At 28.3% G+C, this 11,565-nt stretch carries 13 protein-coding genes; 7 read left to right on the top strand and 6 right to left on the bottom strand.

Annotated elements, in window-relative coordinates:
• Positions 1-9: 9 nt before the first annotated feature.
• Positions 10-1,092 carry a glutamine-hydrolyzing carbamoyl-phosphate synthase small subunit gene (gene carA / locus ACI389_RS06090; RefSeq protein WP_439780646.1) on the bottom strand — a complete coding sequence of 361 codons (1,083 nt, stop codon included), beginning with the start codon at positions 1,090-1,092 and terminating at the stop codon, positions 10-12.
• A 209-nt stretch (positions 1,093-1,301) separates the two neighbouring features.
• Here carA and ACI389_RS06085 point away from each other — a divergent pair, with 209 nt between their 5' ends.
• The gene (locus ACI389_RS06085; RefSeq protein ID WP_439780645.1) at positions 1,302-2,822 is read left to right on the top strand and encodes a DEAD/DEAH box helicase; all 1,521 of its coding nucleotides are present in this window, start codon (positions 1,302-1,304) and stop codon (positions 2,820-2,822) included.
• On the opposite strand, the gene nadC is transcribed toward ACI389_RS06085, so the two are convergent.
• Positions 2,817-3,647 carry a carboxylating nicotinate-nucleotide diphosphorylase gene (gene nadC, locus ACI389_RS06080; protein ID WP_439780644.1) on the bottom strand — a complete coding sequence of 277 codons (831 nt, stop codon included), beginning with the start codon at positions 3,645-3,647 and terminating at the stop codon, positions 2,817-2,819. The genes ACI389_RS06085 and nadC overlap by 6 nt on opposite strands.
• A gap of 68 nt (positions 3,648-3,715) precedes the next feature.
• On the opposite strand from nadC, the gene rnz reads away from it, so the two are divergent.
• The 3 genes from rnz to nadA are packed head-to-tail and all read left to right on the top strand — an operon-like array spanning position 3,716 to position 6,283.
• A complete protein-coding gene (gene rnz, locus ACI389_RS06075) occupies positions 3,716-4,609 on the top strand; it encodes a ribonuclease Z (protein WP_439780643.1) in 894 nt (297 codons plus the stop codon).
• 8 nt (positions 4,610-4,617) lie between these two features.
• Complete coding sequence (locus ACI389_RS06070) at positions 4,618-5,373, top strand: mechanosensitive ion channel family protein (RefSeq protein WP_439780642.1); 756 nt, start codon at positions 4,618-4,620, stop codon at positions 5,371-5,373.
• Complete coding sequence (gene nadA / locus ACI389_RS06065) at positions 5,366-6,283, top strand: quinolinate synthase NadA (RefSeq protein WP_439780641.1); 918 nt, start codon at positions 5,366-5,368, stop codon at positions 6,281-6,283. Before ACI389_RS06070 ends, nadA begins: the two co-directional genes overlap by 8 nt.
• A 100-nt stretch (positions 6,284-6,383) precedes the next feature.
• On the opposite strand, the gene ACI389_RS06060 is transcribed toward nadA, so the two are convergent.
• Together ACI389_RS06060 and ACI389_RS06055 are read right to left on the bottom strand one after the other, a co-directional pair.
• A complete protein-coding gene (locus ACI389_RS06060; RefSeq protein WP_439780640.1) occupies positions 6,384-6,659 on the bottom strand; it encodes a DUF5750 family protein in 276 nt (91 codons plus the stop codon).
• Positions 6,649-7,599 carry an alpha/beta fold hydrolase gene (locus ACI389_RS06055; RefSeq protein WP_439780639.1) on the bottom strand — a complete coding sequence of 317 codons (951 nt, stop codon included), beginning with the start codon at positions 7,597-7,599 and terminating at the stop codon, positions 6,649-6,651. The genes ACI389_RS06060 and ACI389_RS06055 overlap by 11 nt, the downstream gene beginning before the upstream one ends.
• 125 nt (positions 7,600-7,724) lie before the next feature.
• On the opposite strand from ACI389_RS06055, the gene nucS reads away from it, so the two are divergent.
• Positions 7,725-8,507, top strand: a complete 783-nt coding sequence (gene nucS / locus ACI389_RS06050; protein WP_439780741.1) for an endonuclease NucS — start codon at positions 7,725-7,727, stop codon at positions 8,505-8,507.
• Here nucS and ACI389_RS06045 read toward each other — a convergent pair.
• Positions 8,504-8,983 carry a hypothetical protein gene (locus tag ACI389_RS06045; protein ID WP_439780638.1) on the bottom strand — a complete coding sequence of 160 codons (480 nt, stop codon included), beginning with the start codon at positions 8,981-8,983 and terminating at the stop codon, positions 8,504-8,506. The two genes, nucS and ACI389_RS06045, sit on opposite strands and share 4 nt — an antisense overlap.
• A gap of 94 nt (positions 8,984-9,077) precedes the next feature.
• On the opposite strand from ACI389_RS06045, the gene ACI389_RS06040 reads away from it, so the two are divergent.
• On the top strand, positions 9,078-9,779 hold the full coding sequence (locus ACI389_RS06040; protein ID WP_439780637.1) for a zinc ribbon domain-containing protein: 702 nt from the start codon (positions 9,078-9,080) through the stop codon (positions 9,777-9,779).
• A 46-nt stretch (positions 9,780-9,825) separates the two neighbouring features.
• On the top strand, positions 9,826-10,653 hold the full coding sequence (locus ACI389_RS06035) for a carbon-nitrogen hydrolase family protein (RefSeq protein WP_439780636.1): 828 nt from the start codon (positions 9,826-9,828) through the stop codon (positions 10,651-10,653).
• Here ACI389_RS06035 and ACI389_RS06030 read toward each other — a convergent pair whose 3' ends face one another.
• Entirely contained in the window at positions 10,654-11,502 is an 849-nt protein-coding gene (locus ACI389_RS06030; protein ID WP_439780635.1) for a HEAT repeat domain-containing protein, read from the bottom strand.
• Between the last annotated feature and the right edge of the window lie 63 nt (positions 11,503-11,565).

The following is an 11,565-nucleotide window of genomic DNA, read 5'->3' as shown; positions in this document are numbered from 1 at the left end:
AAATTTTTTTTAGTAATCTTCCATCATTTGATTAAATTTGTCAAAAATATTTCTTGTATCATTTGGACCCGGTCCTGCTTCTGGATGGTACTGTATACAATGTAATGGTAATTCTTTATGTGAAATACCCTCTGGAGTTCCATCATTTAAGTTAATTTGGGTTAAAACTAAATCAGTTTCTTTTAATGATTCTTTATCAATGGTAAATCCATGGTTTTGTGAAGTGATAAATACTTTTCCAGTATTCAAATCTTTAACCGGCTGATTTTCTCCCCTATGTCCAAATTTCATTTTATATGATTTTGCTCCAAAAGATTTAGCAATCAATTGTTGGCCCATACAAATACCAAAAATTGGTAATCTGTTTGATAATTTCTTCATGGTTTCAATAGTTTCAGATACTCTATCAGGATTTCCTGGTCCAGAAGTAATCATTAAACCACTAGGAGAATAATCTAAAACAGTTTTATAATCAGTATCATAAGGGAATAAGATAACACCAATATCTCTTTCTAAGAATGAATTAATAATATTCTTTTTAACACCACAATCAATTAATGCAACTTTTCTATCAGCATTTTCATTGAAGATTTTAATTTCTTTTGTAGATACTAATGGAACAACATCCTTATCTTCAATACTTGGTTGTGAACGAGCCATTTCAAGCAATTTATCATCAGAAATATTTTCAGTTGTTATTGCTGCTTTAAGAGAACCTCTCTCACGTATTTTAAGTGTTAAATCACGAGTATCAATTCCACTAATTCCTGGAGTTTTGAATTCTTTTAAGAAATCATCCAATGTTTTTTGTGGTCCGAAATTTGAAACTTCACGACAAACTTCACGACAAACAAAACCTTCCACTTGGATTTTATCAGATTGATACCACTTCTCACTTACACCATGATTTCCTTCCAATGGGTAAGTAGACATTAAAATTTCTCCTTTAAAAGACGGATCAGTTAAAGATTCAGTATAACCACCCATACCAGTAGAAAAAACAAGTTCTCCTAATTTAGTGGTTTCATAACCGAATGATTCACCTTTTAAAATAGTACCATCTTCTAAAGCTAATTTAGCTATTTTTACCATCAAATCACCATCATAAAAAAAATAAAATTATTTTCTATCTTTAATATATATTATTTTACTATATTATTAAAGTTTGTTTTTTAGATAAAAATAAGATTTTTTAAAAATAAATTTTAATAAAAAAGAGTATTTATATTACCACATAACTACCAAAATATTAAACCAATTATTAAAGAAATATTCATTTATTAAAATTAAAGAGAAAAAATATGGATAAGAAATCTGAAGAGCTATTTAAAAAACATTTAAAAAATAGTGGAAGCTATGCTAAATTCAAAAAATTAGTTAGTGATACAAAAGTTTATGACATTCCAAAAGAGTTAACTGGCAAGCTAAGACCATATCAAAAAATAGGTTACTCTTGGTTAGTTCAAAACATGAAACATAACTTTGGTTGTATATTAGCCGATGATATGGGGCTTGGAAAAACAATACAAGTTTTAACTACAATCCTTCATTTTAAAGAACAAAATCCTTATGATAATGACCCATCATTAATCATAGTGCCACCTACCTTATTATCCAATTGGGAAAATGAGATTAATAAATTTACACCAACACTTTCCTATTACATTTATCATGGATCAAATAGAACATTTCCTCTAGAAGAATATGACATCATATTAACATCATATGGAGTAATTAGACTTGATTTAGATATGTTTCAAGATAAAAAATGGTTTATATGCGTTATTGATGAAGCTCAAAATATTAAAAATCCAAATACCCAACAAACAAAAGCTATAAAAAATGTTCCAGCAGTTAATAAAATCGCTTTAACCGGAACACCAATTGAAAACAAACTAACCGACTATTGGTCAATATTTGATTTTGTAAATAAAGGATATTTATCAACATTAGATAATTTTAAAGCGAAATATGTTTTTAGAATTGAAAGATTAGAAGAATCATCCACATTAGAAAACTTTAAAACAATAACAAAACCATTTGTATTAAGACGCCTTAAAACTGATGACAATATCAAAGATGAACTTCCAGACAAAATTGTTAATGATATTTACTGTAGTTTAACCAAAAAACAAATATTACTATATAATGCAATAATGGAAGGAATTTTTGAAGATTTAGAAGGGAAAACAGGTATTGAAAGAAGAGGAATTATTTTAAATATCATAACTGGATTAAAACAAGCTTGTAACCATCCAGCACAATACTTACGTTCAGATAATCCTAAAATTAATGAATCTGGAAAAATGGAATTATTAATCACAATTTTAGAAAATATTTTAGATGTTGATGAAAAAGTAATAATATTTACTCAATATGCTAAAATGGGAGAAATTATACAAAAACTAGTTTCTAAAAAGTTAAAAACAGATGTTTTGTTCCTACATGGATCACTCACACAAGAAAAACGATCACAAGTGATTTCAACATTCCAAAAAGATGAAAATCATAAAATTCTTGTTGCAACCCTTAAAACAGGAGGAGTTGGATTAAACTTAACTGCAGCACAAAATGTTATCCATTATGACCTATGGTGGAATCCAGCAATAGAAAATCAAGCAACAGATCGTGTGCACCGTATTGGTCAAGAAAAAGATGTAATGGTATATAGATTTATAACAAAAGGAACATTAGAAGAAGTAATTGATGAAATAAGCAAAAATAAGTTAAATTTAGCTGAAAAAGCCATTAGTAATGATGAAACATTCATCACTGAAATGAGTAATGAAGAACTTAAGGAAAAATTATCCTTAAGATTATAATTGTTCCATTTTTAAACTGAAATTCAAACTTCTAGATGAATGTGTTAAAGCACCTATTGAAATAATATCTACTCCATATTCAACATAATCCAATATATTATCCTCCGTAATTCCTCCGGAAACCTCAATTAAAGAATTTTGACGAATATCCAATTTTTCAAGCTCATCAATAACCTCTTTAACTTCAAGACCAGTCATATTATCAAGCATTACAATATCTGCTTTATTTTCTACACATTCAATAGCATCAGATAATGTTTCAACTTCAATTTCGATTTTTTTAGAAAAACTAGTATTAGCTTTAGCTTTTAAAAGAGCATCTAAAGGAGATTCACATACTGCAATGTGATTATCCTTAATCAATACCATATCATCCAGACTAAAACGATGAGTATCAACTCCACCTACTTTTAGTGCATATTTATCAAATTTAGCTAATGCTGGTGAAGTTTTACGAGTCCCTGCGATTTTTACATCATAATCTTTAACTAAAGAAGAATAATGATTAGCAGCACTAGCCACTCCACTCATTCTCATTGATAAATTAAGTACAGTCCTTTCAAGAAGTAAAATTGTCCTTGCATCTCCTTTAACAGACAATAACAAATCCTTTTTTGAAATTTGACTTCCCTCTTCTAAGCAATATGTAACTTTAACACCAAATTCCTCAAATAATTCTTTAACAATATTCATTCCTGCTAAAATACCTTCATCTTTTGAAATAATATATGCATTAACTTCTAAATCTCTATCCACAACCGCTTCAGAAGTAATATCTCCAAATCCTTTATCTTCTTCAAGCATATATTCAATTATTCTATCCAAAAAATCACCAAAATTTACTTATTATAATTAATATATACTATTCTTTATAATATAAAATAAGTGATTATATGGAAATTATATTTTTAGGAACATCTTCAGCCGTGCATTCATATACTAGAAATCATCCTGCAATCATTTTAAAGGCATTTGGCGAGATTATGTTATTTGATTGTGGTGAAGGAACACAGAAACAATTAATTTATGCTAAAGTGAGTCCTATGAAAATATCTAAGATTTTCATTAGTCATTATCATGGAGATCATATTTTAGGCCTTCCAGGACTATTACAATCAATGAATTTTAGAGGAAGAGAAACTAAATTAACAATATATGGACCAAAAGGTTTGGATGCGTTGAAAAATGCAATATTTAATTTAGGATACTGTAAAATTGATTTTCCGATTGAATTTATTGAAATTGGAACAGAAACTATTGAAAACTGTGAAGAATACATTATCAAATCACAAAATGTTAATCACCAAGTTCCATGCTTAGCATATTCTATTGAAGAGCTTAAAAAACCAAGATTCCTTCGTGAAAAAGCAATTGAACTAGGTGTTCCTGTTGGACCTGCTTTTAAACAATTACACAATGGTGAAGAAGTAAAAGTTAATGGTAAAATTATTAAACCAGAACAAGTATTAGGTCCTGCAAGAAAAGGAAATAAAATAACATATTCTGGCGATACTACTCCTTGTGAAGAAATGATTGAATTTGCAAAAGATTCAACCATTTTAATCCATGAATCAACATATAAAAATGAAGATGCTGATAAAGCAAAAGATAACTTCCATTCAACATCTTCAGATGCAGCAAGAATAGCTAAGCAAAGTAACTCTGAAGAATTGATTTTAACACATTTTAGTACACGATACACAGCATTTGATGATTTACTTGAAGAAGCAGAAGAAATATTTGAAAATACTAAACTAGCAAAAGATTTCATGAAAATAGAAATTTAGATGATATTATGGATATTCCAACATTTATTGATAGTCCAACAAAAACTTTAATTTACATCTTAATCGTTATTATTGCTACATCAATCATTACTAGAGCAATAGCATATTTAATGAATAGAATGCATCGTTTTAATGAAAATAAAGCAGCAATTTACCTTACAAGAGATATAATAAATTATGTAATTTATTTTATTGCATTAATGACTATTTTACAATTCTTTGGAGTAAATCTAGCAGGAACATTATTAAGTCTAGGAATTGCAGGTATTGCTGTGAGTTTTGCAGCTAAAGACCTTATATCAAATCTATTCTCCGGAATACTGCTAATTATTGGAAGAAGTATTCAAGTTGGAGATACAATTGAAATAAACAATAAAAAAGGGATTGTTGAAAGAATTACACTTAGATCAACAATCATTTCTGATGACAGTGGTGTTAAAGATATCATACCCAATTCTACATTAACTAATTCCCCATACTTGCATTTTAAAACCCCTGAAAAATATAGAGTAGATATACTTGTAGGATTAGCATTAAATTTAGATATTAAAGAATTTAAAGAATATATTCTTGAAAAGATATCTGAATATGATGAAATATCACAATATCCTAAACCAAATGTTTATTCAAAAGGAATAACTCATGAAGAAAGTCAATTAAAAGTATCATTTTGGGTAAAAGAATTTAATAATAAAGATAAATATAAATTAATAATCACAAATGAAATAAGAAAATTTACAACAATGGGTGAAAAAAATGAATAACTCACTTCAAGAAGAAATTTTAAAACTAAAAAAAGAAAAGAATGCAATAATACTTGCACATAATTATCAACCAAAAGAAGTTCAAGAAATTGCAGATTTCCTCGGAGATTCATTAGAATTATGCATTAAAGCTTCTGAAATTGAGGATAAAGATTTAGTAATATTTTGCGGTGTAGATTTCATGGCTGAAACCGCATATATATTAAATCCTGATAAAAAAATTGTCATTCCAACTTTAGAAGCTGAATGTCCAATGGCCCATATGTTACCTGAAGACATTCTCTTAAAAGCAAAAGAAGAACATCCTGATGCAGGAGTTATTCTCTATGTAAACAGTATTGCTGAAGCTAAACAACATGCAGACACATTATGTACTTCAGCTAATGCAGTAAAAATTGCAGAAAGTTTACCTCATGATAAAATATTATTTGGACCTGATAAAAACTTAGGATCCCATGTAGCAGATAAACTTGATAAAGAAATAATTCCAGTGCCTCAAGATGGACACTGTTATGTTCACAGATTAATCCATGTTGAAGATGTTGAACTTAAAAGAAAACAATATCCTAATGCAGAAATAATTTGTCACCCAGAATGTGATATTAAAGTCCAAAAAGCATGTGATGAAGTAATGTCTACTGGTGGAATGCTAAAACACATTGCAGCAAGTGATAAAGAAGAATTTGTAATTGGAACTGAAATTGACATGATTAATAGAATTAATGCAGAAGTTCCTGGAAAAAAATTATACCCATTACTTGAAGGAGCAATTTGTAAAACAATGAAATTCCATACACTTGAAAAAATTAGAGATTCACTTATAAACGAAGCTCCGCAAATCACATTACCTGAAGATGTTGCAGATAAATCTAGAAAAGCAGTTCAACACATGCTTGATGCATCAAAATAAAAAAAAGCTATTTAATTAGCTTTTTTTATTCCACACCATTTTTAAAACAAAACCCATATGATTCACTATTATTACTTTTTCAAAAGATAAATTAAGCGTCTTACATATCTTCTAAAAAACTTGACAGAAACATAGCCATTTCTAATTCTTCACGAGCAATATAATCATCCAATCTAACTTTTGCAACATCACTTTGAAATGGATAAAGCTTACTTTCAAAATACATTTTAATCACAAGTAAATCATCATTAATTGAAGTTTCTTCATCTAAATTTACAATAAGATAATTTTTTTGATCAGATGATAATTCTGATATGCCATACTCAATGAATTTACGATTATCTTCATCTCCATAATTTAAAATTTTAACAATCATTAAATTCCTCCATAAATTCTTTTAATTCATTTGAAATTGTGTTTAATCCATTGAAACATAAATGTCCTAAATCTGAATCCACAATTAATAATTCTGAATTATTAATCATTTTAGACATTGGAATAGCATCTAATTCCGGTGGAAAATGAGGGTCTTGATTACATGCAATTATTAATGTTTTTGATTCGATTTTATCTAATTCTTTCTCAACATCGAAATACATACATGCTTCATTACAATATTTCAAATCATAAATATCTGTTTCAATACTTTCATTACCAAAATTTTCAAATTCATAACTTAATTCAATATTAGACATATCTCTTAATGCTTTTTTTGATAATCCAAAATTAAATTCAGCTAAACAAGCTATTCTTAATGTTCTATTTAAAGAATAAGTTAAATCACCCCTATTGTAATCTGGATCAGATTCAATAATCTCATTTACAAATTTTGATAGAATAAAATCATGTCCTGCGACTTTATAACTACTGACACCACATATAATAAAATCTGAATAATCTGGGAAATTTATTGCAGAAGTTAAGCAAACAAAACCACCCATTGAATTCCCAATCATTCCTAAAACATGAGAAATACTGAATTTTTCAGCTAAAAACTTTTTTTGAAAGTTTACAACATCATTGATAGAGTATTTAGGGAATTTATTTTTTAAATCAGTATTTGATGGAGAACAAGAACCTGGAGACCCTAATGCAGAGATACAAATGAAAAAATATTTGCTTTCATCAAAAGCATTATTTTCATCAAGTAAAGGTGCTAGTTTTTTTATTGAAGAATAGCTACCTAAAGACCCATGACAATAAACAATAGCATTTTTTATAATCCCCTCATCATCATAAACAGGTGTTCCAAATGACATATACTCTACAATCACATCATTTAAGATATCACCATTCTCAAATTCAAATGAATCCAATGTAAAATATTCATTTTTTGATATAAAATAATCTTCATCGTAAATTATAATCCCCCACTTCAAATTAAATTAAATAATTCTTTAAAAAACAAATTATTTAAATTAAACTAAACAATGTTATCATGATGAAATATAAAATTTTAGAAAAACCTTGTTGTGAAGATGCATATGACTTAGTCCAAGAGGCATTACGTAAGAAATCAACAATATTAATTTTTGCTTGCTGTAAAGTTAGCTATGAAGGAAGGGCATTAAGTGAACTCAACTGGGGAGAACGTATAATTATGATTAAACCAGATGGGGCTTTTTTAATCCATCAAGATAAAAAAGTAGAACCTGTAAATTGGCAACCACCAAAATCAAGAACCAGAAGCTACATCAAAAATGACAATTTGTTCTTAGAAAGTCACAGAAGAACACCAAAAGAATTACTAACCGTAGAAATTAGAAAAATCCAATTTATCAATTATTCTAATATTGAGGACTTTGAAGAACTTGAACAAGCAGGATACGAAAAAGATATGGGCGATATGATAATGGAAAAGCCTCATATGATTGAGGAAGGTTTTACACCAACTGCTCGTGAATATAGTGTGGAACATGGATTTATTGATATATTGGGAAAAGACAATGATAATAATTTGATGGTTCTTGAATTAAAAGCACGTAAAGCTGGAATTAGTGCAGTAAAACAACTTAGAAGATATCTTCAAGATTTAAAAAATACGGATAATGATTATCTAAAAGATTGTAAAACAGAAAAGAAAAAAATTAGAGGATTACTTGTTGCACCTTCAATTATGGATGATGCTTTAGAATTACTCGAAGAAGAAGGTATTGAATTTGTATCTGTCGAACCTCCACGTGAGCTAAAAAGAGATAAAAAAGTAACATTAGATGCATTCTAATTTAATGCATCTTCAATTTTTTTTAATTCATCATTATAATAATTTATAGTATATAAATTAGCTGGAACAGATTTAGTTACATGACAATCCTTCTCCAATTTATAAATGAGATAATCTTCACCATCTAAAGGAATAGATTCATCATCATCTAATAACTCTAAATTATCAAGTTCTTTTAATATGTTTTGATATTCTTTTTCTTCAAGTTCAATTAGTTCATCCAATTCCATATCTTGGGCTTTAGGATTTAAATGAGTTGCAATAGCTACAAAACCATTAACCATTTTATCTGATAATTCAAACCTAGCAGTCCTAATTTCAACCATAGAAAGTTTCACATGATGTAAAGTATTTTTAGTGACTGGAATTTCACTAGATAATCCAATTTGATTAATTTCATAATCATTTTCCCATTGCCCAATTTTATAAATTGCATAGTTTATATCATTAACATTAATCATTTCTTCACTGGTCATTCTATCACGAATTATAAATATCTTTTTATAATAATAAAAACATTATTATTAAATATTGTTAATGATAAATGTAAACTTTAATGGAGGTTAAACTGTGAAAAAATGTCCTGAATGTGGAAATCCTAGTTATGATGGAGCCCCAATTTGTGGAAATTGTGGATATACATTTCCTAAACCAAAAAATTCAGTGCCTAAAAGAGAAGACATCTTTAAAAAAGAAGAACCTAAAAAGGTAAAACCTTCCAGTGATGAAAGTACACTTGATATTTTAAAAGAAAAAAAACTTATTATTGGAATAATCTTACTTATAACTTTAATTTTAATTTGTGGAATCTTTTTAACTGGTGGATCATATAATACTTCTTCACCAATGCAAAATGTTGACTCAGCAGAATATAATGAAGGATCATTTTCATTTAAATATCCTAGCGATTGGCAGGAAACAAACTTAACTGATGAAGACCATCCTGGAGCTATATTTTTCAAGACAACAAACAATACAATTGTTGAATATTATAATGTCAGCAGTAGTGCATCATCTTTAAAAGAGATTAATCAAAATAGAATATCTCATGCTCAAAGTGTAGGTGCATCCGTTACACTTCTTGAAACAATAACATTAGATGGTAGAAATGCATCAAATATTATTCTAGAGAATGCTGATGGAAACTACACACGATATGTTTCAATGTTTAGTGATGGTGAATTATATGTATTTAGACTTTCTGGAGAATCTGTCAATTCCATTACATCTGATGAGATTAATGGCATGTTAAATTCTGCAGATATAGCTTAAGTATGGTTTAAATCATACTCTTTTTTTATTTTTTTAAGTGTTTAAAATGACAAAAATCAAATTTGCTTTATGTCAAATGAATGTTGTTGACAACAAAAAAGAAAATCTCAAAACAGCTCATTTGATGATTGAAGAAAGTGTATCTGAAAATACTGATTTTATAATATTGCCTGAGATGTTTAATTGCCCATACTCAAATGATAAATTTATTGAATATGGTGAAGAAGAACACAATAGCCCCACACTTAGCGAAATTTCAACATTAGCTAGAATAAACAAAGTATATATTCTTGCAGGGTCTATTCCTGAGATAGATGATGATAAACTATATAATACTAGTTATCTCTTTGACAAACAAGGAAATATAATTGCAAAACACAGGAAAATGCATCTTTTTGATATTGATGTTACAGGAAAAATATCATTCAAAGAATCAGATGTTTTAACTGCAGGTAATGAATTTACAATAGCTAATACTGAATTTGGAAAAATTGGTATTGGAATATGTTATGATATTCGATTCCCAGAGCTTGCACGAATTATGGTTGAAAATGGAGCATTAATATTAATTTACCCCGGTGCATTTAACATGACAACTGGCCCTGCACATTGGGAATTACTATTTCGCACAAGAGCTATGGATAATCAAGCATTTTGCATTGGTGTCGCACCTGCATTAAATAAGAATGCTAGCTATCATAGCTACGGCCATTCAATTATTACAAATCCATGGGGAGAAACAATAACTCAAGCTAGTGAAAAAGAAAGTTTAATAATATCCGAAATCGATTTAAATGAAATAAAAAAAATAAGAGAAGAGTTACCTTTATTAAAAAATAAAAGAGATGACCTCTACGAAATTATTCAAAAATAACTATTTTAATTTAGCTAATCTTTTTTCGAAATAAGATAATTTTTTATCGTTGTCTTTAAATACATCAATTGCAGTTTCAATTACCCTAACTTCATTATCATAATCATTAGCCTTTCTGTATAAAACACACAAGCGTTTGTATGGAGCATCTTTAACTTGTTTTGCTTCAACATATCTTTCATATTCTTTAATAGCTTTTTGAACATTAGTCTTTTCCATTTCCTTAATTGTACTCATTGGAATGACTTTAACAATTGCTTCACCAGATTTTTTTGCTTTTTGTCTTTTTTCTGCTTTTTTAATAGCTTTATTACATGATTTTTTGAAATCTTTGTCTTTTTCAGCTTTTCTTGCATCTTTAATTAATTTAATTGCTTCATCTGTTGCAAGATCACCTAATGCCTGAATAGCTGCTAATCTAACACCCCAATCTTCATCTTCAAGGCATTTTCCAATAGTGCTAAGTTCACTAACTGCCTGAAGTTCACCTAAAGCACGTACAGCAACTTTTCTAACTCCAAAATCTTCATCATCTGTTGATTCTACAAAATAAGGAACAATTTTCTCATTTTCAGTTTCTTTAAGTGCAAAAGCCAAAAATCTTTTATTTTTACCTTCAGCATTATTAAATTCATCAGTTAATTTATCAACAGCTAATTCACCCATATTACCTAAAATTTCAGCTGCTTTAAATCTAACTTGAGCATTATCATCAGTAGTAGCTTTAATTAAAGGTTCAATAGCTGATTCGTCAGTAATTCCAACTAAAGATTCTATAGCTTCTTTTCTAACTTTAACATCATCACTAGATAAATTAGAAATAGCGTCATTAAAACTTAAATTAGTCATGATAATAAGTTAGTTTTTAGGAATATATAATCTTTTAAAAAAATAAAAAATTAAATATCCAAT

The sequence above is a fragment of the Methanobrevibacter sp. genome, from assembly GCF_051877095.1.
Taxonomy (GTDB): Archaea; Methanobacteriota; Methanobacteria; order Methanobacteriales; family Methanobacteriaceae; genus Methanocatella.
This window is presented reverse-complemented; position numbering and strand designations above follow the sequence as displayed.

Bases quoted from the DNA above. Each gene is read 5' to 3' on its own strand.
- carA (WP_439780646.1), bottom strand. From the start codon at position 1,092: ATGGTAAAAATAGCTAAATTAGCTTTAGAAGATGGTACTATTTTAAAA.
- ACI389_RS06085 (WP_439780645.1), top strand. From the start codon at position 1,302: ATGGATAAGAAATCTGAAGAGCTATTTAAAAAACATTTAAAAAATAGT.
- rnz (WP_439780643.1), top strand. From the start codon at position 3,716: ATGGAAATTATATTTTTAGGAACATCTTCAGCCGTGCATTCATATACT.
- ACI389_RS06070 (WP_439780642.1), top strand. From the start codon at position 4,618: ATGGATATTCCAACATTTATTGATAGTCCAACAAAAACTTTAATTTAC.
- nadA (WP_439780641.1), top strand. From the start codon at position 5,366: ATGAATAACTCACTTCAAGAAGAAATTTTAAAACTAAAAAAAGAAAAG.
- ACI389_RS06060 (WP_439780640.1), bottom strand. From the start codon at position 6,659: ATGATTGTTAAAATTTTAAATTATGGAGATGAAGATAATCGTAAATTC.
- nucS (WP_439780741.1), top strand. From the start codon at position 7,725: ATGAAATATAAAATTTTAGAAAAACCTTGTTGTGAAGATGCATATGAC.
- ACI389_RS06045 (WP_439780638.1), bottom strand. From the start codon at position 8,983: ATGACCAGTGAAGAAATGATTAATGTTAATGATATAAACTATGCAATT.
- ACI389_RS06035 (WP_439780636.1), top strand. From the start codon at position 9,826: ATGACAAAAATCAAATTTGCTTTATGTCAAATGAATGTTGTTGACAAC.
- ACI389_RS06030 (WP_439780635.1), bottom strand. From the start codon at position 11,502: ATGACTAATTTAAGTTTTAATGACGCTATTTCTAATTTATCTAGTGAT.